Genomic DNA, 26,797 nt, shown 5'->3' with positions numbered 1-26,797 from the left:
CGGAAGTGAAACGTCTATTTAGCATTCTGAAAACGGACTCGCACTGGTTCGACCACTGGCAAATTCTGCAAGTCCTATTTTCGCTTGAAGGAGATTCCGCCTTGCTGCGCACTGCCTTTCTTTCTGCCCTTCTTGTCTCGCCAATCGCCCATGCCGCGGTCGATACTCCTGCGGCCCCAGTTGCCAGTTCAGCGATCGCAACGATCAGCGGAACGGTGGCGGACACCACAGGAGCGATCATCCCTGGCGCCCAGGTGCAGCTCACCGATGCAACAGGAGCGGCACTGGTTACCGCAACCACGGACTCGACAGGAAACTTTCGCATTCAACCTCCGCAGAAGGGCGATTATTCGCTCGTTGTCAGCTTGCAGGGATTCCAGACCGCTACGCAGCATATCCACGTAGGAGCAACGGCCGGATCTCCGCTAAGCTTCGCCCTTTCTGTCGCCGCCGCTGTGACCCAGGTTGAGGTAAATGGGAATACGGATGTGGATTTGACGGCCTCCGATGAAAACGGCGACACCGCCGTTTTGAGCGCGGACGACCTGAAAGCGATGCCCGTTTTCGATAACGATTATGTGACTGCAATGAGCAACTTCCTAGACGCGGGCCAGGGTTCGACTGCTGGAACAGGTCTAATGGTGGATGGTGTCGAAGCAAACCGTGCATTAGTCTCTCCTTCAGCCGTGCAGGAAGTACATATCAATCAGGATCCGTACTCGGCGCAATACTACCGCCCAGGGCGGGGACAGATTGAGATCATCACCAAGCAGGCCGCGGACGCGTATCACGGCCAATTCAATTTTCTGTTTCGCGATGCCGCTCTGAATGCGCAGAACGATTTCGCCCCGAGCAAACCGCCAGAACAGCGCCGCATCTACGAGGGCAACCTAACGGGACCGCTCTGGCATGCGAAGAATTCATCGTTCCTCTTTTCGTTCAATCGCGCTGAAGAAGATCTTTACGCAGTCGTGAACGCAAACGTAGTCCCGACACAGGACAACCCCAACGGCATATTCAACGAGAACGTGGCTGCTCCCACGCGAGACACGGAATTCTCCTTGCGCGTGGGACACCAGTTCAACGACAAGAACTCTGCATCCATCATGTACGCCTTTCAGGATGCAACAAATACCAACCAAGGTGTCGGCAACCAAACACTACCCGAAGCTGGGTACAACACAGAAACGCGTGAGGACGACGTCATCCTTCATGACGACTACATCGCTTCCCCGTCGATCCTGAATCAAGCGTCGATCGTGTTGGAGCGAAGTTACGATCCGATTTCAAACGCTACAGACGCGCCCAAGGTCAGCGTGCAGGGTAACTTTACCGGCGGCAGCGCGCAGGATGAGCAGGTGCGTTCCGAATACAACCTGCGCGCCAACGAAATGGTCTCCTGGACAAAGGGACCGCACAACATGAAGTTTGGCATCAACCTGCCGCACTTGAGCCGTCGCGTCCTGGAAGACCATACCAATTCCGCAGGTACTTATACTTATGGTCCAACCTATGCGGCAGACGGAACGCTCATCGCTACCGCCATCCAGAACTACCAGGCTGGAATTCCTTCGGGCTTCTCGATTCAGCAGGGCCAGACTCGCTTTGTCTATCACCAGCAGGAGGTTGGCGGCTTCTTTCAGGACCAGATCAAGCTGACGTCGAGGTTCTCGCTCACTCCGGGTCTTCGCTACGACTGGCAGAACTTTCTCGGCAGTGACGTGAACAACTTTTCGCCCCGTTTGTCCTTTGCGCTCGTCCTCAACAAGGAGCACGAGATGGTGGTGCGTGGCGGCGGCGGCATCTATTACGACCGCACCGGTTCCGGACCACTGGCCGACCTTGCGCGCTATGAATATGCTGCGCTGCGGTTGCTGCAGGTCTCCTCGAAGCAACAGCCGCTCTGCAACCCCATCCAAGACTGCGCCAATCTGGCTGCGCTGCCGCCATCGCTCGTCGAACGCGCGCCGAATCTGAAAACGCCTTACCAGATCAACTATGGTCTTTCCATTGATCGAAAAGTCGGCGAGAAAGGTACGATTTCGATCGGTGGCCGCGTCAATCGCGGGGTGAACCTCTTTCGTTCGGTGGACATCAATGCTCCGCTGCCACCCGACTACACAGAGCGTCCCGATGCTGACGTATCGCAGCTGCGGCAGATTCAGTCCGAGGGCGAACAGAACGGCACGGCTCTGGACATCAACTATCGTGGACGTTTTAACAAATACTTCACCGGCTTTGCCTGGTACACATGGAGCCATTATGGAAATAACACCAGCGGCATCTACTGGTTTCCGCAGAACCAATATGAGCCGAGCGCGGAATGGGGCCCGGCGGATTGGGAACAGCGGCATCACTTCGGCTTCTATGGCATGTTCAACCCCGAGCACTTGCTGAATCTTGGCGTAGGCATCTTCGCCAATACCGGCAAGCCGTGGACCATTACGACTGGTGAGGACGCCTACGGCACAAACCTCTTCAACGCTCGTCCCGATGGCGTGCCACGCAACTCTGAGATTGGACCGGATTATGCCGATCTAGATTTGCGCTGGGGATACGATTTCAAGCTGCATCCGAAGGAACTGGACAAGAGCCCGACGATTGGTCTCTCGGCTTCAGCATTCAATGTGCTGAATCATCCAAATGGATCGTTCGTTGATACCGTCGAAGGCAGTGAAGACTTTGGCCAAGTGACGAGCGCGTATCCTCCGCGAAGGATGCAGGTGGCCATGCGGTTTAACTTCTGAGCATTCTTTTGGGGTGAGAGACACCCCTATAAAATGGTTAAATTCTTGGAAACAAAGGATTTAGCCGTTTATGCATTCGACAAATTCTTGATTCTAAGGAATTTACGGGAATCAATGGACCAAGAAAAGAGGCAAGCTTCCCGAAGCTTGCCTCTCTATTTCTATTGTAGCTGGTTTGTGAGGATAATACGCCAGATTTACGCGGGAAGATTGCCTTTAAAATCAGCGAGTTATAAGAAATATTTAGCCTTGTGGGCTTGACAGGTATTTCTTTGTGCCTGCCGGGACAAGAAGCAGGCCCTGCCCCTTCGTTCCACTCAGGGGCAGGATCACAGTCGTGTGCGGTTGACTCGGCGGCTACTGTTTGCCGTCCTTCAGTAGCATCAGGGCGCGGTCGAGTGAGGAACGGTAGGCCTGAGCCCGCTCTTTTGTTGCGCCGTTGCCGTGGTGTTGCATGAGTTGCTGGAGGAGTTCCTCGTCCGGGATGCTGGCTTTGGTGACCAGATCCTGCACCTGCGCCATGCCCTCGGCGTAGACCTGCGGGAAGCGGCCAATTTCCTGTTTTGCGGTTTGCGGCTTGTAGCTAAGGCGGTCACCGGTCTGGCATGCGTCGATGAGCTGATTCGGAGACCAGGTGAAAGGCGACAGGCTGTTGAGCGTGTCATAGGCGGCGCGGAGACGGGTTTCCGCTCCCGCGAACCCGTCTAATTGAGAACGCGATGCTAGCGATCCGGCAGCGCGGTAGACGTGGATAGTAACGCGCTGGTCGACCGAGTAGCGCGGCGCGGTGATGACCGTCGTCAGTGTATTGCCTTCGTAGTGCCAGCTCGGCTTGTCGCTGTACATGGCGAAGGACAGATTTGTGCCGTTGACGGTGACAGATTCCGGAGGCCAGTCACCGGGCAGGCGGATTTCGTAAGCGCGCTCACGCAGCATGCCGGGGTAGCTTCCGCGGATGGGTGCGACTTCGATGGTGAAGTCGTCTCCGGACTGCTTGGCGTCGACATCAGTCCAGGCGCAGATTCCGCGTTTGTAGTCCTCGCCTTTACTCGAATCGTCATAGACGGAGTAGCTGGACTTCGCGTTGTCGGCGAGCGGCTCGACTTCGAGGATGAGCGGGTCTACTGGCTTCTGGCCGGTGTACTGCATCGGCGGCTGCATGGGCACGATGGCTCCCGCGCGGAGGTAGACGGGAATCTGGTTGATGGCGAAGCTGCGCTCTACTGTTTGGGGTCCAGTGAAGTGCTTGCCGGTGGGCTGCTCGATCCATTCGCCCTGCGGAATCCAGACACTTTCCTGAGCAAGTTGCGAGTCTTTGTCGACGGGTTTGACGACGGGCGCGACGATCATCTGCTGCCCGAAGATGTACTCGTCCTTATTCGTGTAGGCTTCGTCGGCCTCGGGCCAGTCATAGTAAAGCGGGCGCAGGAAGGCTACGCCCGTGTCGTAAGTCCGGCGGCCTTCCGTGTAGATATACGGCTGCATGGCGTAGCGCTGGTGGAAGCTGTCGCGCATGATGCCGGAGTACGGTTCGGGATAGGCCCAGATGCGGCGCTCGGAGTCGGGATTCTTTGTTGTGTGTGTGCGCAGAATGGGGCTGTAGATGCCGAATTGAATCCAGCGCATGTAAAGTTCGGGATCGACGGCGCCCGGCATGTGGCCGCCGATGTCGTGGCTCCAGTAGGCGTAGCCAACATTCGCGGCCGTGGCGGTGAACCACGGCTGGAAGGCGAGCGAATTCCACACGGAGATGGTGTCGCCGGAGAAGCCGATCTGGTAGCGATGGTTCCCGAGTCCGCCCCAGCGATGGAAGAGCAGTGGACGCTTGCCTTCACGCTCCTGATCGGTGAAGTGGACATAGTTGAGCCACCAGGTCGGGCTCACCCCTGGAGTCTGCGTGTTGGCTTCCTGCTGCCAGTCCAGCCACCAGAAATCGATGCCCTGCTTTTCGAGCGGGTGGTGAAGCAGGTCCATGTAGTTCGTCGCGAACTTCTTATTTGTGATGTCGAAGGGCACGTATTTCTTCGTTGCGGGGTCGATGCCCATCGCCTTTGCGATTGCGGGGTAGGCTGCTTCCCACGGCTGCACTCCGGAGGCGGGATGCAGGTTGAGCGTGGCTTTCAGGCCTTCGTCGTGGAGACTCTTGAGGAATGCGCCTGGATCGGGAAAGAGGAGCGGGTTCCAGGTATAGCCGCTCCAACCAAGGCGGTGGCCGGACTGATCGGTCTCGTGCATGGCCTCGAGCTGCACGTCGCTCAAGTGCCAGTCCATGTCGATGACGAAGACGTCGAGGGGCACGTCGTTCTCGTGGAAGCCGCGAACGAGGTCGTCGAGTTCCTGATCGCTGTAGGCCCAGTAACGCGACCACCATGCTCCGAAGGCGAAGCGTGGTGGCAGCGGAATGCGGCCTGCGACTTCGACGTAATCATGGAGAGCTTGCTTGTAGTCGTGGCCGTAACCGAAAAAGTACCAGTCCTGGCGGTCACCAGCGGGACGCAGCATTACCCACGGCCACGGGCTGTTTTCGCCTTGTGTGAAGTTGAAGTTGTCGGAATCGAAGAGCGGGCGCGTTGAGTCGTCGACGAGTGTCCAGCCGTCGCGGGAGATGAGGCCCGGGTCGATGGGCTCTTTCGTCTTGCTGCCGAATGCGCCGTCGAGGGTGCGTGTTGTGCCTTGCAGGTTGCCGGTGTCAGGCATGCCGGGATGCCAGGTGACCTGCTTGCCGTCGAGGGTGAAGGTGATGCTGAGATTGTCGGCGGTGAATTTGCCTCCTCTCGAACCGTCACTTGGACCATAAACCAGCTTCAGCGCCCCTGTGTCAATCGTGACGCCTCCGCCAAGACCATTCGTCTCCTGCCCAGTTGTAAATTTGGGCACGGGCAGGCGGCGGTTGAGGAAAACGAAGGATGGTTTGTCTTCGAACTTGCCATCTGCGGCCCACTCCATGCGAATGAGTTGCGGTGTGAGAACCGTGAAGCGGGCGTTGCCGTACGTGACGATGGCTTGCGGGTCGGCGACTGGGTTGTAGCTGGCTTCAGGCGGTGTCGTCGATGTCGGCTTTGCTGTTTGCGCGAGGGAAGAAAAAGCGAGGAGGGGCAGAAGGCAGAGAAGCACGCTTTTTTTCATAACTATTCAGAATAAATTGCCTTGTTGAGTTGGTGCCAGGTCACGGAGGCTGGTTTATTTCCCACCGTGACTGAGTCAGGATGGGGCACCTTTTCGTTCTGATCGATGCAAAAAGCAGATCCTTCCCCTTCACTCTGTTCAGGGTCAGAATGACAAGCATTTTTCTTTTACCATGAAGAGTTGAGGGTTTAATGGATTTTCAGTTAGTGAGTGATTACAAGCCGCGCGGCGACCAGGGGCGGGCGATTGAGGAACTTATTTCCGGCATCGGCGCTGGCGAGAAGCACCAGGTGTTGCTTGGTGTGACCGGGTCGGGCAAGACCTTTACGATGGCGAAAATCATCGAGGAGCTGAACCGCCCGGCGCTGGTGCTGGCGCATAACAAGACGCTGGCGGCGCAGCTCTATCACGAGTTCAAGCAGTTCTTTCCGTCGAATGCGGTTGAGTATTTTGTCTCGTACTACGACTACTATCAGCCGGAAGCCTATATACCTTCGGGCGATCTGTATATCGAGAAGGAAGCGACGATCAACGAAGAGCTGGACAAACTGCGGCTCTCGGCTACGCGGTCGCTCTTTGAGCGGCGCGATGCGATTATCGTCTCGTCTGTCTCGTGCATTTACGGCCTCGGCGATCCGGATGCTTATTACGGCATGCTGCTGCTGCTCGAAAAAGGGCAGAAGGTCCGGCGCGAGGACATTACCAAAAAGCTCGTTGAGATTCTGTATGACCGCAACGAAGCTGATTTCCGGCGCGGAACGTTTCGGGTGCGCGGCGATGTGATCGAGGTCTTCCCTACTTACGACGAGATGGCGTATCGCATTGAGCTCTTCGGCGATGAGGTGGAGTCGCTGGCGCAGATCGATCCGCTGTTTGGGACGGTGAAGCAGAAGTTTGCGCGGCTGCCGATTTATCCAAAGAGCCATTACGTGGTGAAGCCGGAGAAGAAGAATACGGCGATGGCGTCGATTCTGGAAGAGCTGGCGTGGTGGGAGAAGGAACTTGAGTCGCAGGGACGGCTGGTGGAGTCGCAGCGGATTCATCAGCGGACGCGCTTTGATCTGGAGATGATCAAGTCGGTGGGGTACTGCCACGGGATTGAGAATTACTCCCGGCATTTTTCCGGACGACTGCCGGGCGAGCCTCCGCCGACGCTGCTGGATTATTTCCCTCGCGATTACCTGCTCTTTATTGATGAGTCGCATGCGACGGTTCCGCAACTGCATGGTATGTGGCATGGAGACCGATCGCGCAAGCAGAACCTTGTGGATTATGGGTTTCGGCTGCCTTCGGCGGTGGATAACCGTCCGCTGAAGTTTGATGAATTTGAGGTTCGGACGAACCAGCTGATTTATGTTTCGGCGACGCCGGGGCCGTATGAGTTGACGAAGTCGGCGGGGGTTGTCGTCGAGCAGATTATCCGGCCTACGGGGCTGGTTGATCCTGAGGTGGAGATCCGGCCCGTGCGCGGACAGATTGACGATCTGCTGGCAGAGATTCGCGACCGTGCAACCAAGAATGAGCGCGTGCTGGTGACAACGCTGACGAAACGCATGTCTGAAGACCTGGCTGGCTATTACGCGGAGGTTGGCGTGCGCTGCCGCTACATGCATTCGGAGATTGAGACGCTGGAGCGCGTGCGACTGCTGCGCGATCTGAGGAAGGGCGAGTATGACGTGCTGATCGGGATTAATCTGCTGCGCGAGGGGCTCGATCTCCCGGAGGTATCACTGGTGGCGATTTTGGATGCGGATAAGGAAGGGTTTCTGCGCTCGGCGGGGTCGCTGATTCAGACAATTGGACGCGCGGCGCGGCATGTGAATGGACGCGCGATTCTGTATGCCGACCGCATTACGGATTCGATGAAGCAGGCGATGGGTGAGACGTCGCGGCGGCGCGAAGTGCAGCGGACTTACAACGAGGAGCATGGGATTACGCCGACTTCGATCATCCGAGCGACGGAAATGTCGCTGGCGCAGATTCTGAAGGCCGACTATGCCGATTTGACCGAAGAAGACGACACGATGCCGGAGTTCAAGTCGCAGGAAGAGCTGGAAATTTATATTGGCAAGCTCGAATCTGACATGCGCGAGGCGGCGAAGAAGTTTGAGTTTGAGAAAGCGGCGAAGCTTCGCGACACGGTGAAGGAATTGCGGACGAAGGAGTTTTTATTCAGCTGAGGTTGCAGGACATGGGCTGCGGTCATTGCGGTTTCTCCAGCGATTTCGACACATAAAGATCGCAGGACCATGTCCAGTTCTTGGACATGAGCTTTCGATGCAGAAGGGTCACACTCACCGACGGAGATCCTGAGTCAAAGAGTTTAAACTTTGTTGGATTCACACCCTCCGGCAAGGGCTTTGTTCCGGGTATGAAGAATGGGGAGGCAGTATCGCAATTGGCAATGGCGACTACCTGGCTCATGTCATGCTGTGATGAGAGATAGCTCGGGTTATAGAGATTGGGAAATGCCTCTTTATACAGGTAGTAGTGCGTAGAAGGCGCCAACACTACATTATTCTGAGCGGTATGTGAGGTCAGATAACTCTTGAGTAGCGCTACCTGCTTCTGCGCTACCAGATAGCTCTCCCGGCCCTCCAGGCGCATAAGTGAGACAAGAAGAAGTCCAGGCAGCAGCACTATCAGATTTAGAACCGTAACTATCTCAATTACTTTTTCAGTGCGTAGCGCACCTCTACAGCCAGCCCAATCAAACAGCAGGACAAATGGAAACAGCGAGCGCGTCAAGACAAGATAATTTGGCTGCAGGGGGAAGACCCCGAACACAGCCACGAAAAGAACGAGGCCTGCGAATGCAAGTGCCGCAATCGACCAGCGATTGCCCTTCGATCGGACGAGCAGAACCAACCAGATCAGCACGACAATCATGGCAGATAGCTCTACGCCCTCTTGCAGGGGGCCGAGAGCCTTGATAAAGCGCAACGCATCGACATACTTGTCTGCCGCACCAAGCCGATGTGTCTCATCAGTTGGGGCCACTGAACCATTATTTAAGTCTGCAGAATGTATTCGGCCATCATCCGTTTCTTTCCGCGACAACCCGCCGACCTTAGCCTGATGAATAAATCTGGCAACGCTTGCGTGATCCTTATGCTGATAAACGCCGACGACAATTCCGATAGGGATCAGGAAGGCGATTGCTGAAATTGCCAGACGTGAGACAACCCCTCCGACGCTCTTTCGTTGGAGACCATTCCTGCCTAAAACAATCGCTCCGCCGATAAGAGCCGATCCAAAGACTCCACCAATAGGCTCAGCGAGGAAGGCCAGGCTTGCGATGATGCTGCACCCAACGAGCCTGCCGAGGGGCAACGGAGAACGCAACGCGATAAGCAATAGAAGCAGCAGCAGAAAGGTGATGTATTCAGGACGCTCGGCCTGAATACCCATATATCCGACCGGAAGAGTTACTGCGATCAAAACAATTGCAACTGTTCGCATCAAACCAGGCTGCATGCGTCTTACGATCAGACCAAGCACGGCAAGATCGATGGCTATCGCTATTACAAAGTTGTAGAGCGTTGCCGTTGCCGGACGACAATGCCAGAGAGCCGCAAAAATCAGAAACGTCCACTGGGTCAGTGGCGTATAGCTGGCATAGAGAAGAGGCCGAAAACTGTGAGAGTGCTCGAAGGATGCGGTGCTGAATCCCTGACCATGAAGAAGATTGCAGGCAGCATCACGAAAAAGAAAAGTATCAGTACCGCCAAATACAGGTGCGGCGTAGATACTGAAGGCAAGCCAGAAAAAAAGGCCCAGGAGAAGCACAATCTTCTCCCCAAAACTGAATCGTTGCCACATAAGAACGCCAGCCACTTCCCATGGAAATAGAATTGAATCTGAACCGCAAGCCGGACGCTTGCCTGCAGAAGCTGCAATGCCAGTTCTTGGCATGTGCAAGAAACTCTTCCTTGGGAAAGGATACTAGAGCGTTTTCGAAACGCAGCACGCTTGGCACAAGTTCAACACTTCAGTGCAGAACTTTTCGTTTTAAAATTGACTCATCGCCTAGTAGCTTAGCTGCAAAGATTGCCTTTCATTCGAGTGCGGGAAAAATCGCGCAACAACGATCTTCCGTCTCATACCGGAATCAGATGGGCAGCTGTTTTGGTATTACGCCAACTGCGGACCCACACTTTATGAACGCCAACTTGGGTTTGAGGAGCCTTTGCATGCCGCCGTTATCACTTCCCACATCCAGCAAGCCCATAACTCTGACGGGCATCCTCAAAGCGCACCTCGCTATCATGCGGTTGGACCATTCACTAAAGAATATTTTTGTCCTGCCGGGTGTGGTTGTACCTATTACGCTTTTGCACCTGCCGATCTCGATCGCCTTCTGGAAGAGGCTTGCGATCGGTTTCGCCGCGACTACATTGATCGCCTGCAGTAATTATGTAATTAATGAAGTCCTGGATGCTCCGTTCGACCGGCTTCACCCCACGAAAAAGAACCGGCCTGCCGCGCTTGGATTGGTGAGCGTACCGTTGGCTTACGTTCAATGGTTGGCCATGATGGCGGCAGGTATAACACTCGGCCTCACGATTTCGCATGCCTTTACTGTTGCGCTCGCGTCGTTGTGGATCATGGGATGCTTCTATAACATTCGTCCGTTTCGCACAAAAGACGTGGCCTATCTCGACGTCGTGACAGAATCGGTGAACAATCCGTTACGCATGCTGCTTGGCTGGTACATGGTTACATCGACAATCGTACCTCCGGCATCACTTCTTATTTTCTACTGGATGATCGGTTGTTATTTCATGGCATTGAAGCGGTTCAGCGAGTATCGAGACATCGGAGACAAGGCCGTTAGCGGGGCATACCGCGCTTCTTTTCGACATTACGATGAGCGCAACCTTCTTTGCTCAATTACTTTCTATGCCGCGGTTGCCATGCTCTTTTTCGGGGCATTCGTTATGCGCTACAAGTTAGAGTTGATCGGCGCCTTTCCGTTTATCGCCATCATGATGGCTACCTATTTCAATATGGCATTTGAGCCTGAGAGCGCTGTGCAAAACCCGGAGAAACTTTACCGTCATCGCTTGCTCATGGTCGAAGTAATTGTCACCATTTGCGTCATCTGCGCTCTGCTATATTTTCGGATTCTGTGGATAGAGCACATTTTTGCGCCCACGCTTCCTGCTCTAAATTGAGAGTTGAATTCGCTATCGCACAAAGCGCTCGACAGACTGACGTGAAGTTAGCTTGTAAATGGTAAGCAGGAATGAATACTGACGCCTCACCGCAGAACGTCTCTCGTAACAGGTTCGAGTTCGAAGAAGAGGGCGAAACTGCGTATCTGGAGTTCGATCTCGATGGACAGGGATGGATCACGCTCTGGCATACCGAAGTTCCGCCAAAGTTGCGCGGGCGCGGCATTGCCGGGATGCTCGCGCAAACCGCGTTTGAATATGCGCGTGATAACAATCTGAAAGTCGATGTTGTCTGTCCGCTTGCGCAGGGCTTTCTTGCGAAGCATCCGGAATTCAAGGCGCTGGTTGGAAAGTAAGCCACACCTTACTTCAGGGGATAGAGTTCAATATTGCGAAAGAATACTTCAGCGCCTTCCGATTGAAAGAGGATTTTCCCGCTGGAAGGAAAGGCATCCGTGCCTTCGTTGGCCAGCTTTCCATTGACATATTGCCAGACGTGGCCGTTCTGGTTCACAAGCTCTACCACATTCCATTGCCCGTGCGATTTTTCGACTTCATTCACGGGGTCGCGATAGCCCACGACATTCTTCCAAGGGCCTTTGTTAAAGCGATCAATCTTAAGTGCGCTGCCTGGAGGTCCGGTGACGCGCTGGCCGTCCTTGCCGGTGAGCGCTGCGCCGTCGGTCATCCAAAAGTCGCCGGTGCAGCCTTCGTTGATCTGAAACTCGACGGATCGCGGCCATACTTTTTGCTCGCCTTGTATGTTGTAAAGGATGCCGCTGTCGCGGGCTTGTCCCTCGCGTGGCGCGAAGGTTCCCTCGCCCCATTTGAACTCGGCTCTCAGGTAGTAATTCTGGAATTCCTGCCTGGTAATGATGTAACCGAATTCGGTGCCGGATACATGAATGATTCCGTTCTCCACCTTAAAGACTTGATCGGGATCGTTATTCAACCCTTTGCTCTTGAGGAATATGTCGAAGCCGCTGAAGTCGTGCCCGTCGAAAAGCGCAACGGCCGGGCCGTGCGGCGGAATCCCTTTTGTTGCTGACCAGGCGAGAGGTGCACAGAAAAAGAGGGCTAGGGCAGCCCCAAGGGTCCGGCTAAGATTTTTACTGATCAAATTAATTTTCCTTTCATAAAAATCGCGACATGGGTAAATCTATCAGATAGACGCTGCTTGTCGAAAAATAGATTCGGTCTCAGATACAGCCGGTCGGACACTGCTCGGTTTGCCGCCGTTAATTGGTGGTGCGACAATGAAGGTTACCGGACATTCTTGAATGGGGCGGTTCTGTTAATAGCTATGCCAGCATTTGGAAGCTTCGCTCTGCTGCTTGCCCTGGCCCTCAGCGGCTATAACCTGTTCGCCGGAGCCATTGCCCTGCGTCAGCTCGCAACGGGCGCTCGCGGGCACGTATCTCCGGAGCGGCTGGCCGAAACTGCGCGGCGTGCTGGTATCGGCAGCTTTTTTGCTGTCACCTGCGCTGCATTTGCGCTGGTGTGGGCTGCGTTTACCAACGATTTTTCGGTTTCGTACATCCTGCATCATTCGAACCGGGCGCTGCCGGGGCCGTATAAGTTTGCTGCGCTTTGGTCGGGGCAGGAGGGCTCGCTGCTGCTTTGGGCGTGGCTGCTGGCGGCGTACGGGTTTGTGCTGCGCATCCGGCACAAAGTGGACGTAAAGCTGACGGCGTATGCTTCGACGATTCTTGCCGGGATACAGATTTTCTTTCTGCTGCTGGTGAATTTCGCTGCGCCTCCCTTTGCGCTCGTGGCGGGGACGGTGCCGCAGGATGGGTTTGGGCTGAATCCTCTGTTGCAGTATCCGGAAATGGTAATTCATCCGCCGATGCTGTACCTGGGGTATGTGGGCTTCAGCGTGCCGTTTGCCTTTGCGCTGGGCGCGCTGATGATGCGCTATCCGGGCGAGAAGTGGATCCACATTACGCGGCGCTGGACGATGGTGACGTGGCTGTTTCTGACCTGCGGCATCTTTCTCGGCGCGCACTGGGCGTACTCGGTGTTGGGATGGGGCGGCTACTGGGGCTGGGACCCGGTGGAGAATGCTTCGCTGATGCCATGGCTGACGGGCACGGCGTTTCTGCATTCGGTGATGATGCAGGAGAAGCGCGGCATGATGAAGAGCTGGAATATGTGGCTCATCTTCTCGACCTTCGCGCTTTCGATTCTGGGAACGTTGCTGACGCGGTCGGGGCTGGTGAGTTCGGTGCATGCCTTTGCCGAGTCGCCGATCGGGACGTGGTTCTGGGCTTTTCTTGTCATCGTGCTGGCGGTTTGCCTCTTCACGTTTATCCTGCAGCGCGATCATTTGAAGAGCGAGCACAAGCTGGAGTCGCTGGTTTCTCGCGAATCGAGTTTTCTCTTCAATAATCTGGTGCTGCTGGCGGCTTGCTTCACAGTGCTTTGGGGGACGCTGTTTCCGGTTATTTCGGAATATGTTCAGGGGAACAAGGTTACGGTTGGCGCGCCTTTCTACAATCGCGTGGCTATTCCGATTGGATTGTTCTTGCTCCTGCTGACAGGCATCGGGCCGATTCTCGCATGGCGCAGCACGTCGTTTAAAAGCATTCGCAAGAACTTTATCCTGCCGGTCGTCTCTTTTTTGGTGACAGCGGTGGTGCTGATCGCTTGCGGCGTACGACCCTGGCAGGGTCAGGGCGCGCTCTATTCTCTGATGGCGTGGTCGCTCGGTGCGATGGTGGTGACGGCTGTCGGCTCGGAGTTTTTGCGCGGCGCTGGCGTAATTTCCCGGCATACGGGGCAGAATCTTTTCGCTTCGATAGTGCAGCTGACGCGACGCAACACGCGGCGCTACGGCGGATACATCGTTCACTTTGGGGTTGTCGTTATCTTCATCGGGCTTGCGGGTTCGGCGTTCAATCAGAGTCAAGAACAGGAACTGAGCTTTAAGCAGAGCATGAGGATGGGGCCGTACCGGCTTGAGTGCCAGTCTTACTCGCAGGACACGAATGCGAATTACGATACTGAGTTTGCTCTTCTCGACGTCTACCGCGGAGATAAGAAGATTACGCAGCTTGCCCCGGAGAAGCGCTTTTATCAGGCTAGCCAGACAACATCGACGATTGTGGCGAACCACTCCACGCTGGCATGGGATTTGTATGTCGTCTACGCGGGTAAGGATCCGGATAGTGGCCAGCCAATTATCAAAGTGTTCCTGAATCCGCTGGTGGCATGGATCTGGATTGGCGTGATCATTGTGATTCTGGGAACATTCGTGGCGCTGACCCCGAATATGACGGCGGCGTTTGCAGCCAGCCGCAGCCGCGTGCCCGTGGGTGAAGCTCCAGCGATGGCGATGAGCAAGGGCGGCGATTGATGCGGAAGCTGTTTCGTTTTTCGCAGGTCGGGCTTGTCGTCTTGCTGGTGGTCTTCACCATGGGTTCAGCCGATACAGCTGTGCGCTACAACGATCTTGGACACAAGATGATGTGCGTGTGCGGCTGCGGGCAGATTCTGATTGAGTGCAATCATCTCGGGTGTCCGGATTCGGATCGCGAACTTGCAGAGCTGCGCACGGCGCTGAGCCAGGGCAAGGGGGACACCGAGATCCTTGAGGCGTTTCAGTCGAAATATGGGCCGACGGTGCTGGCTGCTCCGATGCTGACGAAGTTCAATCTGGCGGCGTGGTTTGTGCCTCCGGTGGTGCTGCTGCTGGGGATTGTTGGCACGATTGCGCTGGTGCGGAAGTGGAAGCTGCGCACGGTCCCGATGCCCGCTGCTTCGCAGGTGCATGGGTTTGATCGGATTCGCGACCAGATTCGAAAGGAGACGGAAATTTGAGCACGATTGCGTGTGGACTGTTGCTGATTGCGATCTTTGCTTACGTCTTCTATCCGGAGCGCACGGTCGAAGCGCAGGTGCAGAAGACACGGGTCGATTATCTGCGCGAGCGCAAGGATGTGCTGTATGACAATCTGCGCGATTTGAACTTTGAGTATCGCGCGGGGAAGTATCCGGAAGAGGATTATGCGGCGCAACGGGCTTCGCTCGAGAATGAGGCGGCTGAGGTGATGGCTGAGATTGATTTGCTGGAGCGGCAAGTGGTTGTTGGTGTAAGGGCGTCTTAAACATCGTGGCAACTTAGACGAAAAGCAGATCCTTCGCTACGCTCAGGATGACAATTTCTTTGTAAGATGAGCAGATTTTTTGAATTGCGGTTGGAAAGTTACTTAATGACATTGATTTCTCGTTTGCATTTTGGCGCTTTGGCGCTGCTGGTTGCGGTTTGTTCCTCGGCGTTCGCCGCTACTGTAACCGGAACGGTTACGAATAAGACCGTCAACAAGCCGGCCGGCGGTGACGACGTGGTTTTGATCGCCTTCGCGCAAGGCATGCAGGAAGCCGGTCGCACCAAGACGGACGCCAAGGGTCACTACTCGATTGATGTGCCGGACAATGGCATGCACCTGATTCGCGTCGATCATCAGAAGGCGACATATTTTCAGCCTGTGCGGCCAGGTACGACGACAGTCAATGTAGATATCTATGACGTGCTGCCTAAGGTTGAGGGCGTGAGCACTGAGGCCGATGTCATGCGCATCGAAACGGATCAGCAGGGACTGCACGTCATCGAGAACTACTTCGTCAAGAACGACTCCAATCCACCGATGACGCAGTTCAGCAAGACGGCCTATGAGATCTATCTGCCGCCAGATGCCCGCATCGAGGGCTCCGCGGCGATGGGGCCGGGTGGAATGCCGGTTTCGTCTTCCCCAGTTCCGGCGGGCGAGAAGGGCTACTATGCATTTATCTTTCCGGTGCGGCCGGGGGAGACGCGCTTCCAGGTGAGCTATCACCTGCCTTACAACGGCAGCTTCAACTTCACGCCGAAGGTCTCATTGCCGACGCAGAACGTCGCAATCATGCTGCCGAAGGCAATGAAGTTTGCCGGCAGCGGATCGGTGGCCTTCCAGCCGATTAACGATGATGTGAACGCGCAGACCTTTCTCGCGCGGAATGTTTCGCCTTCACAGGCGATAGCTTTTACTGTCTCGGGATCGGGCTCGATGCCGCGCGAGTCGCAGGCGCAGGGCGGCGAAAACGATGCCGCTGCCGCTGGTGCTGCCGGGCCTGAAGCTGGTCAGCCGTCGGCGGCAGCAACCGATACTCGTCCCGGAATCGGCCTGGGAGCCCCGATTGACACGCCTGATCCGCTGAACAAGTACAAGTGGTGGATCCTGAGCGGGCTGGCTCTGGTTTTGGCTGTGGCAGCGGCTTTCCTGCTCCGGGCAAAGCCAGTGGCGCCAGCTTCCGCCGCAGCTCCTGTCGCTGTTGAGTCACTGCCGGTCGCGGCACCTGCCTCGGCAGGTCATGGAGATTTGCTGGCGGCGCTCAAGGAGGAGTTGTTTGCGCTTGAGACGGAGCGGCTGGAGGGCAAACTGAGCGAATCGGAGTATGCCGAGCTGAAGACAGCGCTGGAGACGGTTCTGCGGCGAGCTTTGTCACGACAGACAGTTCTAAGCTGATCCGAGGCACTTCTTGTAAATGCTTAGAGACTTAAGGCTTAGCAGCAGTTCCCTGTAATCAACCGCTGCCTGTCCGGTTGTCTCAAATCAGGCCATCAGAAGCCAAAGAACTTTTCGCGAATGGCGTCTTCGTAGGCGCTCTTGGCTTCCTTGGCTTTGTCGCGAGCTTTCTCTTCGCGGAAATGCGCGGCTTCCCACTTATCGACTTCAGCGATGGAATGATCTCCGGATGCCAGGGCTTCCTCCTCACGGATGGCCGCGATCCAGGCTTCTACCGCTGTTTTGTATTCAGTCTGCAACTGATCGAGTTCTTGCGTGTCTGTCGTCATGGAATCCTCTTGCTCTCTGGGGAAGGCCATCATAATTGGGAATTGTGAATAGAACGTTGCAATCGCTGAGAAGTTAACGCGCTCATTGGCTGCCCCGGGTGGGACAACTGAGTGATTTGCCGAGCGATAGCTGTGCAGAGCGATGGCCCCTGCGCAAGAAGCCGACAGGCGATACAATCAGGGTTCGGATCATTCATGGCGTATCAAGTTTTAGCTAGGAAGTATCGTCCGCAGCGATTTGGGGACGTAGTTGGGCAGGAGCATGTCACGCGCACGCTTTTGAACGCTCTCGAACAAGGGCGAATTGCGCATGGATACATTTTCAGTGGGCATCGTGGCATTGGAAAGACGACGATTGCGCGCATTCTGGCGATGGCGCTGAACTGCCGGACAGCTATTGGGTCGACAACCCAATCAGGGTCGCGGCCAACGCCGGAGCCTTGCGGCTTCTGCGATTCGTGCACCGAGATTCGGGCAGGCAATGCCGTCGATGTGATCGAAATTGACGCGGCGACCAACCGCGGCATCGATGAGATTCGCGAGCTGCGAGATGCGGCGCGGTATCGCCCGGCGCGCGACAAGTACAAGATTTACATTCTGGACGAGGCGCACCAGATTACGGATGCGGCCTTCAATGCCCTGCTGAAGACGCTGGAGGAGCCGCCGGAGCATGTCGTCTTTATGATGGCGACGACGCAGCCGGAAGATTTTCCCCAGACGATCCGTTCGCGGTGCCAGCACTTCAGCTTCCATGCGGTGAAGTTCGACGACATTCTGGGGCAGCTGCGGGCGATTGCCGGGCAGGAGAACATCTCCGCCGATGACGCGGCTCTGGCGCTGCTGGCTGAAGCCGGGGATGGGTCGATGCGCGATGCATTGTCGATCATGGACCAGGCGATCGCTTCGGCCCCGCTGGTGGATGGCAAGGCGAAGCTCGATGCGGAGCAGATTCGTGAACTGATGGGGTCGGTTCCGAACACCGTCTTTGAGCGGCTGCTCGAAGCTATCAGCGAGAGCCAGACAGCGGCGGTGATTGAGGAGATCAATACTCTGCTGAACGCCGGAAACAGTCCGGCAGCGTTGGCGCGGCAGTTTGTTCGCTATCTGCGGAATGTTTTGATGGTGCGGATTGCGGGCGAAGGCTCAGATCTGCTGCAGGTTTCGGCTGATGAGCGGGCGCGCGCGGCGCGGTCGGCAGTGCTGTTCTCCGAAGAAGACCTGACGCGCTTTCTCCAGGTGATGCTGCGAACCTTTGATGAGTTGAATTATCGGCAGGAACAGCGATTCCACCTGGAGCTTGGGCTGGTCAAGTTGGTGCACCTGCAGCGGTTGCTTCCGGTTGAGGAGTTCCTGAGCCAGTTGCCGACTGGGACAAAGCTAAGCAGTGGCGGCGGCGCTCTGCCGAAGTCCGCTCCATCTTCCTCTGCTGCGAGTGCGGCTCCTACTTCCTCCGCGCCGCGGCCGGTTGCGCCGGTGCGCGCTGCGGAGGCTGCGAAACCGGCTTTTTCGCCGTTTGAGGCGGACCGGAACCGGAAGGCTTCAAGCGAAACAACGGAAGCTCCATCGATCGAAATGGCCGTTGAGCCGGTTGCTGCTGCTCCGCGGGCGCTGACTCCGCTGGAAGCGGCTTCGCGATCGGTGGAGACGGCTACTGCAAAGGCTCCGATGTCGGTCGCGGCTGAGCCTCCCCTAGAGGCGACTGCAGGCGCCCTGGCGTTGGCTGCTGAACCTGTCGTGGAGGCAAAGGCTGAACCACAGGGTGATGATGCGCTCGATCTGGACCGGATACGTGAGGCGGTTTGTGCGGCTCTCGATGACAAGGAGCATAACACGGCATCGGTGTTGCTCGCGGATGGCAATTGGAGCATCGAGGGAGACACGATCCGCGTCGAGGCTCGCATCAAAAAGATGATGCTCGAACTGACCATGAATATCGAGGCGGAAAAGATCGTCAAGAATGCCTTGCGGGCCCTCGGCGTATCTCAGAAGCTGGTTGTGGTTCCGGGAGAAAATGGCGCTGCCAATACGAATGCAAAGCCACGGGTGGCGGCTAGCGGATCTGTGCAGGCTGCGGCGCTCGATAATCCGCTGGTGAAGCAGGCTATGGATCTGTTTGCGGGTGAAGTGCGCAGTGTTCTGGATTTGCGGGATAAAAAGTAGGTTGTTTCTGAGTGGCGCTTTGATTGAGATGATGTTGTCCCCACACCCTGCTCTATGCCAACTATCGGGCACTTTTTTCGTACACCGCAAGTTCCCACGGCAGGCATTCGGTTCTCCGGGTATGGCTCGCTTAGGATGAGATCAGTTGAGGTTTGGGAATGTTTAATCCATTGAAGATGCAGGAAATGCTGGCTCAGGCTAAGCAGATGCAGGAACAGATGCAGGAGAAGCTTGGGCAGACTATCGTCGAGGCTTCCTCTGGTGGCGGCGCAGTAACAGTGAAGATGAACGGGCAGAAGCAGGTACTGAAGGTGACGATTGACCCCAACGCTGTTGCCAGCCTCAGCGGCAACGCGGCGGATGTGGAGATGCTGGAAGACCTGATTGCGGCGGCCTTCAATGAAGCCGGGCGGCGAGCGGATGAAGCCATCAAGTCGAGCGCTTCGGCGATGCTGGGCGGGTTGAATCTGCCTCCTGGTTTGTTCTAGAGTTTGAGATTCGCCTTCATGTGTGCATAGAAGAACAGGCGGATCGATTGCGCGCATTCCATACTGGCGAGCAGGTGCGCATGCGGGGGCATGATTCGCGCTCCGCGCAGGATAACAATACCGTTGAAAGAAAACTGTATGCAGACGCGAAGAAGTTTTCTGAAGCAGGCAGCGTGGTTCGGGGCGGGAGTGGCATTTGCTCCACGACTGTTTGCGTACTCCACTCAGGCGCAGAGCGGGCAGCCAGCGCAGCCAGCCGCTCCTGCGCCCGACAGACTGCAGCAGTTTCGGACTGCCGGAGCTACGACGCCGATCCAGGTGACGAAGTTGCGGGACACGCTGTTTTTATTGCAAGGCGTGGGCGGGAACATGGTGGCACAGACGGGGCCGGATGGGAAGGTGCTGATCGATTCAAGCGCGGCTACAGCGGCTTCGCGACTGAAAGATACGCTGCGGCAACTCGCTCCTCATCCCATGAAGCTGCTGATCAATACGCATTGGCACTTCGATCACACAGATGGCAACGCAGCCCTGCATGACGACATGGGAGCCTTCATCATGGCGCAGGAAAATACGCGCAATCGACTTGCAACCGCGCAGGAGATTGCGTTTTTTCATCTGAAACTTCAGCCCTCGCCCACCAGCGCCTTGCCGCAGCAAACATTTATCGATAAAGAAAAGATTTTCATCAACAATGACGAGTTGGACCTTGTCAATATGCCGGATGCGCACACGGATACGGATATTTACATTCACTTTGCCGGCGGGAACGTCCTTCATTGTGGCGATGTTTTCTTCAACGGCGTTTACCCGTTCATTGACGCGAGTACGGGCGGCACGATCAATGGAATGATTCGCGGCGCGGACGCCTGCCTCGCTGTCGCAGACGACAAAACGAAGATTGTCCCGGGGCATGGCCCGCTGGGCGATAAAGATGCGCTGCAAAAATATCGGGATATGCTCGCCGCCATCGCTACCAAAGTGGAAAAGCTGAAGAGCAGCGGACAATCGCTCGATCAGGTGATTGCGGCGAAACCAACATCGGACTTTGATGCGGCCTGGGGCAAGGGTTCGCTGAAGCCGGATCAGTTTGTAGAGCTGGTGTACAGCACGCTGTAGTTTGCATCGCGAGATTTTTGCGATTCGCAAGAAATCCCTATTGACTCTCCAGTAACTGGAGACCTTAGAACTGACCTGTGTTCAAGATCGGCGAGTTTTCCGCACTTACGCACATTTCGGTCAAAACGCTCCGGTACTACGACGAGACCGGATTGCTGCGGCCAGCTCACGTGGACAACTGGACCGGCTACCGGTATTACTCCGCTCAGCAACTGCCGCGTCTGCACAGAATCCTGGCTCTGAAAGACCTGGGTTTTTCGCTGGAGCAGATCGGCAGGACGCTCGAAGGAACCATCACGCCGCAGGAGCTTCGCGGCATGGTGGCTCTGCGTCGCGCGGAGCAGGAGGCACGCGTATTCGAAGAGCAGGAACGACTCGCCCGATTGGAGACACTGATCAAATTCATGGAACAGGAGTCGATGATGAGCGCAGATGTGGTGATCAAAGAAGTGGAGCCGCAGTGGATCGTGTCGCTGCGGGAAGTGATTCCCAATTATCCATCTATCGGAATGCTTTACCCCAAAGTCATCAGCCAGATTGGTGGCGGGTGCGAGCTGGGCATGCCTGTGGCGATTTGGCATGACCTGGAACACAAAGAAAAAGACGTGGATGGCGAAGCTGGCTTCCTGCTGAAACAGCCCCTGCCAGCACATGGAACGACGCAGATGTATCAGCTCGGCAGTACCAGGGTCGCGAGCTACATGCATCACGGTGCCTATAACCGCCTGGATCAGGCCTATCAGAATCTGCTGCGATGGGTGGAAGAGAACCATTACCGGCTGGCAGGGCCTTTCCGCGAGCTGTACCACTACTGCACAGCGCCTGTGCGGCAGGATGACGAGTCGTACGTGACCGAGATTCAAATCCCAGTGGAAAAGGCCGCCTGACCTTGGACGTGGCAACGCAGGTCCGACGCCGCAAAGATTCAGGCTTCAGTAATCATTTCGAGGTTGGCCTTCACATAAGGCCAACTTCGATTTTCATTCCGCTCTCAAGATGGATATCCTTCTGGGAATGCAGGACAGCCGAACCGTCTGCTGCCAGCTTGGTGTCAAGCTGAACCCCTTTTACTGAGCTTCCCGATGGCATAGACGAGTTTTCGCCGCGTTCTTCGTTCGCATTCAGGCCCGCTCCAGTTGCTACAGCCGTAGACGCCACGCCGCGTGTCGACGCCTGCGGCAGAGAACCGGATGAGGCTATTTGATCGGATACTGAGGGACGTGGCGCGATTGCGACCAGAACTCCCTGAATCGGTTTCGACTGGCCATCTTTCGTCATCAACCGATCAAAGAGAACAGAAACGGATGCTGTTCCGTTTCCCGCAGCCTTCGATTCAACCTGAGTCACCTTTCCGGACAGTTTCGATCCTTTGGGAAGCGTCGAGCCGTCGTTCATTTTTATGTCCGCGATGGTTTTTGCGGTTATCGCATCACCGGCTTTGGCTGATTTCGTGTCGAGTTTGCTGGTCAACTCCGCAAGTACAGCCTGCTTCGCTTTGCTGGAGGCGTCCTGCTGGCCGAAGGATGGATGGGACTGCGCTAAACCGAAGAGCAGGCAAAAAGATAACGCTATTGAACTTTTCAAGTGATTTCTCATTTTGTTTTGTTTGTTCCCAGAGCATTTTCGATGGCGTTGCATGACTAAGTCAACGGAATTAGCTCGCGAAGTGCGCACAACCGTATATCGCGGACTCTCCTTTCAGCGAACGTGGCGGAGCGTGCCGAATCCTGCTAAAACAGCGAAGAGGTATCGCTTTGTCACGTTTTGCAGAACCTATGGCGCGGCTGATCGAGGAGTTGCGCAAACTTCCCGGGATTGGATCGAAGAACGCACAGCGGCTGGCGTTTCATATCCTGCGCTCGAACGGCGAGGATGCGGAGGCGTTGGCGGATGCGATTCGCAACCTGAAGGCAAAGCTGCAGCTCTGCTCCAATTGCAACAACATTACGGACGTCGATCCGTGCGTGTACTGCGCGAGCCCTACGAGGAATCAGAGGCTGGTTTGCGTGGTGGAGGAGCCTACGAACATTGCCACCATCGAGAAAACACGCAGCTATAACGGCGTCTTCCATGTACTGCATGGAACGCTGTCTCCGCTGCATGGCGTTGGGCCCGAGCATTTGCGAACGGGGAATCTGCTGGCGCGGGTTTCACGCGGCGATGTGGATGAGGTGATTCTGGCGACTTCGCCTACGGTTGAGGGTGAGGCTACAGCGGGGTATCTGGCGGATATGCTGCGGCCAGCACGGGTGCGCGTAACGCGCATTGCTACCGGGGTGCCGGCCGGAAGCGATATTGAGTATGCCGATGAGGTCACCATGTCGCGAGCACTGGAGGGACGCCGGGAAATGTGATGATCCCACACTTCCCTTCGCACAAGACTCTTATGTCAGTTGACTCCTCGACCCACTTCAGCTGCGCAGCTTGGCGAGAAGATCCTGCGGGTGGACGGGCTTGGCGAGGATCTCGAACTCGTGGCCCTGGTTGCGGGCACGGTCGAGGAGGTCGGCGGTAGCCGCCTGGCCGGAGAACAACAGGATCTTGCAAGATGGCAACAAGCTGCGAATCTTGATGGCCGCATCGATGCCGTTGAGATCGGTCATGATGACGTCACTGATGAGCATGTCTGGCCTGAGAGAGCCGGCCATTTCTACTGCTTTTTCGCCACTATAAACGGCGGTGGCTTCAAATCCGCTTTGATTGAGAATGATGGCAAGGGTATCGGCGATGACGCGTTCGTCATCGGCCACCAGAACTTTTGGCTTCGCCTGATTGTTGTCTTGCATCTTTTCTTCGACTCTCTCTACTCCGATTGTATGAACACTTGCGGTAGGCCAGCAGCAGCGAAAAAGTTGCAGCCAAAATGGTGATGCTGATGACTACTAAGATGATACGCTGTCTGCAGGAGGATGCTTCATCCTCCTGCAATCCTACCTAATTAGACTAGACGCAAGGGGCGGGAGCGTCGTTCCAGAAGGATTCTGGCGGTCCGAAAGTAACACTGCCAGGCTGTGGTTTGCCCGTTCAGAGGTTTTAGAGATGTAGACGGAGCCGGGTGATGACGGAAGCGATTATTCGAGCGCAGCAAGTGGAAAAGTTTTACGCTCAGCCGAGCGCCAACCGTATTCAGGTCATTGCTCCTACCGATCTTTCCATTCTTCCTGTCGAAATCGTGGCGCTGCTGGGGCCCTCGGGCTCGGGAAAATCAACCCTGCTGCGCATGCTTTCCGGGCTTTCAAAGCCTTCGGGAGGCCAGGTGTTCTGGCACGAGAAACCGATTGAGACCGTGCATATCAATGTCTCAATCGTCTTCCAGAGCTTCGCGCTCTTTCCCTGGCTTACTGTTTTGGAAAACGTAGAAGCGCCGTTGAAGGCCGTTGGCGTGGAACCTGAGGCACGCAAGGAGCGCAGCCTTAAGATTCTGGATACGGTTGGTCTGGATGGCTTCCAGGCGGCGTATCCCAAGGAGCTTTCCGGCGGCATGCGGCAGCGGGTGGGATTCGCTCGTGCCCTGGTTATCGAACCAGAAGTCCTCTTCATGGATGAGCCGTTTTCCGCGCTCGATGTGCTGACGGCGGAGAACCTGCGCAGTGAACTGCTGGAGTTGTGGCAGAAGAAGACGATTCCGACGCAGGCAATTTTTATCGTCACGCACAACATTGAAGAAGCCGTGTTGCTCGCGGATCGCATTATCGTTCTCGGACGCAATCCGGGGCATGTGCGCACCGATTTCAAGGTTGGAATTGCGCATCCGCGTGACAAGAAGAATCCGACATTCACCAAGCTGGTGGATTACATCTACACCGTGCTGACACGTCCTGACGTCACTCCCGACGTGCCACGTCTGCATACCGATGGCCGACGCGTGCGCGATCAACGGCAGATGCGCTATGAGATGTTGCCGCATGCGCGTCCAGGCGGCATTGCCGGCTTGCTTGAATTCATCATCGATTTTGGCGGGCATATCGATGTGTATCGACTGGCCGATGAGCTTGCCTTCGAGATCGATGACCTGCTGCCGATTGTGGATGCGGCGCAGTTGCTCGGCTTCCTCACGGTGGAGGAAGGCGATGTAGCCATTACCCCCGCTGGGCGTGAATATGCGGAGTCGGAAATTCTGAAGCAGAAGGAATTGTTCCGCGCTGCGGCGGTGGAGCACGTTCTGCTGTTGAGGCAGATCACGCGCGCTCTCAGTAACAAATCAGATCACACTGTGCCGGAAGAATTCTTTCTCGATATGCTCGATGAGCAGTTCAGCGAGGAGGAGACGCAACGGCAGTTGGAGACGGCCATCAACTGGGGCCGCTATGCGGAGTTGTTCGACTTCGACGCTGCGAAGCGGCGCTTTATTCTGCCCGAGGCGGAGGAAGAAACGGCAGCGGCTGTGCAGGAGAACGAAGAGCCGTGAAGATGCGCTACACGCTTTCACGCTCGCTGGTGATCGAGCGTTCCTGGCCGGTTTTTCTCGATCTGACGGTAGCGATGGGACTGCTGGCGGGATTCTACGCCGTACTGCAGATTGCACGTTACTGGCTGAGCGGCGCCGTTCCTGAAGTTGATATATCGCAGTCGCCGACGATGCTGCCGCTGTATGCCTTTTATTCGTGTGTGCGCATCGGCGTCGCCTATTTGTTGAGCCTGCTGTTTGCAGTGGGCTATGGCTATCTCGCAGCGTACAACAAGCGCGTGGAAGCGCTGATGATTGCCACACTCGACATTCTGCAATCGATACCTGTGCTGAGTTTCTTGCCGGGCGTGATGCTGGCGATGATGTCGCTCATTCCGAGCCGGCAGCTTGGAATTGAGTTTGGGGCGATCCTGCTGATCTTTACCGGACAGGTGTGGAACATGGCCTTCAGCTTTTATTCTTCGCTGAAGAGCATTCCGCGCGAACTGCAGGAGGCGTGCACGATCAACCGTTTCTCGCGATGGCAGAGGCTGTGGCAGCTCGAACTGCCGTACGCCACAATCGGCCTGGTCTGGAACTCGATGGTTTCCGTCGCTGGCGGCTGGTTTTTCCTGATGGTCTGCGAGATGTTTCCTGTGGGCTCGCGGAATTTTCGGTTGCCGGGACTCGGCTCATATCTGCAGACAGCTGCCTCTACAGGAAACACTCTCGCCATGACCTACGGCTTGATCACGATGATTGCGATTATCGTGATGACGGATCAGCTGGTCTGGCGGCCGGTAATCGACTGGTCGGACAAATTCAAGTTCGAGAATGTGGAAGCGGCCGATCGAGTGAAATCGCCAGTACTGGCTGCGCTACGGCAATCCAATGTGCTCGGCGTGATTCATCAGCGGACCTTCGCACCTTTAAGCGAGCAACTGTATCGCTCGATTGCGTTGCGGCGCCAGCGGCAGGAAAAATCTCAGGCTCAGAATCAGAAGAAAAGTAATTCTGCTGTCACGATTATTCTCATCATTCTGCTGGCGGGTGTGATCTGCTTCGCAGCTTTTAAGGCAATCCTGCTTCTGCGGCTGGTTCCGCGATCGGATTTTGGAACCCTGCTGGAAGGCGCGGTCACTACCTTTTTTCGCGTTAACATTTCTCTGCTGCTGGCAGCGGCTTGGACGATTCCGACAGGTGTCGCGATTGGCTTCAATCCAAAACTGGCGCGGATTGCGCAGCCATTGGCGCAGATTGCTGCTTCGTTTCCCGCGACGGCGCTCTTCCCTGTCATTCTGCTGGGCCTGATGAAACTCGGGGCAGGGCTTGGTGTTGGATCGATCGCGTTGATGATGCTGGGAACGCAGTGGTACATCCTGTTTAACGTGATTGCGGGTGCGATGGCGATTCCGTCGGAGATGCGTGAAGTAGCTCAGCTATTTCATTTCACGAGCGTGCAGCGCTGGACGACGGTGATACTGCCGGGAATTTTCCCCTTCCTGATTACCGGACTGGTAACGGCTTCCGGCGGCGCGTGGAACGCGTCGATTATTGCCGAGTACTTCCATCTGAAGGATAAGACTTTGCATACGTTAGGGCTGGGCGCGCAGATCAGCGCAGCCAGCGATGCGGGAAACTTCCCGCTACTGCTGCTGGCAACGATCATCATGGCGCTGATGGTGGTGACGATTAACCGGTTGGTGTGGCGGCCTCTCTACAAACTGGCCGAGACAAAATATCGGCTGGATTAGGCA

General features: G+C 55.9%; 21 protein-coding genes. 15 read left to right on the top strand and 6 right to left on the bottom strand.

Translation table 11 applies throughout. The features are described 5' to 3' along the window. Positions 1 to 101 precede the first annotated feature (101 nt). Positions 102 to 2,747 carry a TonB-dependent receptor gene (locus H7849_RS03440; RefSeq protein WP_186744151.1) on the top strand — a complete coding sequence of 882 codons (2,646 nt, stop codon included), beginning with the start codon at positions 102 to 104 and terminating at the stop codon, positions 2,745 to 2,747. Between the two features lie 357 nt (positions 2,748 to 3,104). On the opposite strand, the gene H7849_RS03435 is transcribed toward H7849_RS03440, so the two are convergent. Then, positions 3,105 to 5,873, bottom strand: coding sequence for a glycoside hydrolase family 31 protein (locus H7849_RS03435; protein ID WP_186744149.1), 2,769 nt, complete (start codon positions 5,871 to 5,873; stop codon positions 3,105 to 3,107). Positions 5,874 to 6,064: 191 nt separating this feature from the next. On the opposite strand from H7849_RS03435, the gene uvrB reads away from it, so the two are divergent. Then, positions 6,065 to 8,053 carry an excinuclease ABC subunit UvrB gene (gene uvrB / locus H7849_RS03430; protein ID WP_186744147.1) on the top strand — a complete coding sequence of 663 codons (1,989 nt, stop codon included), beginning with the start codon at positions 6,065 to 6,067 and terminating at the stop codon, positions 8,051 to 8,053. A 22-nt stretch (positions 8,054 to 8,075) separates the two neighbouring features. Here the strand turns inward: uvrB and H7849_RS03425 are convergent, their stop codons facing one another. Then, positions 8,076 to 9,788: a hypothetical protein gene (locus tag H7849_RS03425; protein WP_186744145.1), complete on the bottom strand. Its 1,713-nt coding sequence runs from the start codon at positions 9,786 to 9,788 to the stop codon at positions 8,076 to 8,078. 278 nt (positions 9,789 to 10,066) lie between these two features. Here H7849_RS03425 and H7849_RS03420 point away from each other — a divergent pair, with 278 nt between their 5' ends. Then, positions 10,067 to 11,050, top strand: coding sequence for a UbiA family prenyltransferase (locus H7849_RS03420; protein ID WP_186744144.1), 984 nt, complete (start codon positions 10,067 to 10,069; stop codon positions 11,048 to 11,050). Between the two features lie 71 nt (positions 11,051 to 11,121). Further along, positions 11,122 to 11,406 carry a GNAT family N-acetyltransferase gene (locus tag H7849_RS03415; RefSeq protein ID WP_186744143.1) on the top strand — a complete coding sequence of 95 codons (285 nt, stop codon included), beginning with the start codon at positions 11,122 to 11,124 and terminating at the stop codon, positions 11,404 to 11,406. Between the two features lie 8 nt (positions 11,407 to 11,414). Here H7849_RS03415 and H7849_RS03410 read toward each other — a convergent pair whose 3' ends face one another. Next, on the bottom strand, positions 11,415 to 12,170 hold the full coding sequence (locus H7849_RS03410; RefSeq protein WP_251106585.1) for a 3-keto-disaccharide hydrolase: 756 nt from the start codon (positions 12,168 to 12,170) through the stop codon (positions 11,415 to 11,417). Between the two features lie 183 nt (positions 12,171 to 12,353). Here H7849_RS03410 and H7849_RS03405 point away from each other — a divergent pair, with 183 nt between their 5' ends. From H7849_RS03405 to H7849_RS03390, 4 genes are all read left to right on the top strand, one after another. Further along, positions 12,354 to 14,408: a heme lyase CcmF/NrfE family subunit gene (locus H7849_RS03405; RefSeq protein WP_186744142.1), complete on the top strand. Its 2,055-nt coding sequence runs from the start codon at positions 12,354 to 12,356 to the stop codon at positions 14,406 to 14,408. Further along, positions 14,408 to 14,872, top strand: a complete 465-nt coding sequence (locus H7849_RS03400) for a cytochrome c-type biogenesis protein CcmH (RefSeq protein WP_186744141.1) — start codon at positions 14,408 to 14,410, stop codon at positions 14,870 to 14,872. The genes H7849_RS03405 and H7849_RS03400 overlap by 1 nt, the downstream gene beginning before the upstream one ends. Continuing rightward, entirely contained in the window at positions 14,869 to 15,159 is a 291-nt protein-coding gene (locus tag H7849_RS03395; RefSeq protein WP_186744140.1) for a hypothetical protein, read from the top strand. Before H7849_RS03400 ends, H7849_RS03395 begins: the two co-directional genes overlap by 4 nt. Before the next feature lie 105 nt (positions 15,160 to 15,264). Beyond that, on the top strand, positions 15,265 to 16,557 hold the full coding sequence (locus tag H7849_RS03390; protein ID WP_186744139.1) for a carboxypeptidase-like regulatory domain-containing protein: 1,293 nt from the start codon (positions 15,265 to 15,267) through the stop codon (positions 16,555 to 16,557). Positions 16,558 to 16,652: 95 nt separating this feature from the next. On the opposite strand, the gene H7849_RS03385 is transcribed toward H7849_RS03390, so the two are convergent. Beyond that, entirely contained in the window at positions 16,653 to 16,886 is a 234-nt protein-coding gene (locus H7849_RS03385) for a hypothetical protein (RefSeq protein WP_186744138.1), read from the bottom strand. A 195-nt stretch (positions 16,887 to 17,081) separates the two neighbouring features. On the opposite strand from H7849_RS03385, the gene dnaX reads away from it, so the two are divergent. The 4 genes from dnaX to H7849_RS03365 all read left to right on the top strand — a co-directional run bounded on the left by dnaX (position 17,082) and on the right by H7849_RS03365 (position 21,540). After that, positions 17,082 to 19,046 carry a DNA polymerase III subunit gamma/tau gene (gene dnaX, locus H7849_RS03380; protein WP_186744137.1) on the top strand — a complete coding sequence of 655 codons (1,965 nt, stop codon included), beginning with the start codon at positions 17,082 to 17,084 and terminating at the stop codon, positions 19,044 to 19,046. A gap of 158 nt (positions 19,047 to 19,204) precedes the next feature. Next, a complete protein-coding gene (locus H7849_RS03375) occupies positions 19,205 to 19,534 on the top strand; it encodes a YbaB/EbfC family nucleoid-associated protein (protein WP_186744135.1) in 330 nt (109 codons plus the stop codon). Between the two features lie 138 nt (positions 19,535 to 19,672). Continuing rightward, positions 19,673 to 20,653: an MBL fold metallo-hydrolase gene (locus tag H7849_RS03370; RefSeq protein ID WP_186744133.1), complete on the top strand. Its 981-nt coding sequence runs from the start codon at positions 19,673 to 19,675 to the stop codon at positions 20,651 to 20,653. Positions 20,654 to 20,730: 77 nt separating this feature from the next. Further along, positions 20,731 to 21,540 (top strand): MerR family transcriptional regulator, encoded by an 810-nt coding sequence (locus H7849_RS03365; protein ID WP_186744131.1) that lies wholly within the window; start codon positions 20,731 to 20,733, stop codon positions 21,538 to 21,540. Positions 21,541 to 21,610: 70 nt separating this feature from the next. Here the strand turns inward: H7849_RS03365 and H7849_RS03360 are convergent, their stop codons facing one another. After that, complete coding sequence (locus tag H7849_RS03360; protein WP_186744129.1) at positions 21,611 to 22,237, bottom strand: hypothetical protein; 627 nt, start codon at positions 22,235 to 22,237, stop codon at positions 21,611 to 21,613. A gap of 170 nt (positions 22,238 to 22,407) precedes the next feature. Here H7849_RS03360 and recR point away from each other — a divergent pair, with 170 nt between their 5' ends. Then, positions 22,408 to 23,007 carry a recombination mediator RecR gene (gene recR / locus H7849_RS03355; RefSeq protein WP_285288929.1) on the top strand — a complete coding sequence of 200 codons (600 nt, stop codon included), beginning with the start codon at positions 22,408 to 22,410 and terminating at the stop codon, positions 23,005 to 23,007. A 57-nt stretch (positions 23,008 to 23,064) separates the two neighbouring features. Here the strand turns inward: recR and H7849_RS03350 are convergent, their stop codons facing one another. Next, complete coding sequence (locus H7849_RS03350) at positions 23,065 to 23,439, bottom strand: response regulator (protein ID WP_186744128.1); 375 nt, start codon at positions 23,437 to 23,439, stop codon at positions 23,065 to 23,067. A 272-nt stretch (positions 23,440 to 23,711) separates the two neighbouring features. Here H7849_RS03350 and H7849_RS03345 point away from each other — a divergent pair, with 272 nt between their 5' ends. Together H7849_RS03345 and H7849_RS03340 are read left to right on the top strand one after the other, a co-directional pair. Next, on the top strand, positions 23,712 to 25,061 hold the full coding sequence (locus H7849_RS03345; RefSeq protein ID WP_186744126.1) for an ABC transporter ATP-binding protein: 1,350 nt from the start codon (positions 23,712 to 23,714) through the stop codon (positions 25,059 to 25,061). 2 nt (positions 25,062 to 25,063) lie between these two features. Further along, positions 25,064 to 26,794, top strand: a complete 1,731-nt coding sequence (locus tag H7849_RS03340; protein ID WP_186747156.1) for an ABC transporter permease — start codon at positions 25,064 to 25,066, stop codon at positions 26,792 to 26,794. Positions 26,795 to 26,797 lie beyond the last annotated feature (3 nt).

It is taken from the genome of Alloacidobacterium dinghuense, assembly GCF_014274465.1.
Lineage (GTDB): Bacteria > Acidobacteriota > Terriglobia > Terriglobales > Acidobacteriaceae > Alloacidobacterium > Alloacidobacterium dinghuense.
Note: the sequence above shows the minus strand (reverse complement) of the source record. Positions and strands in the feature narration are given on the sequence as shown.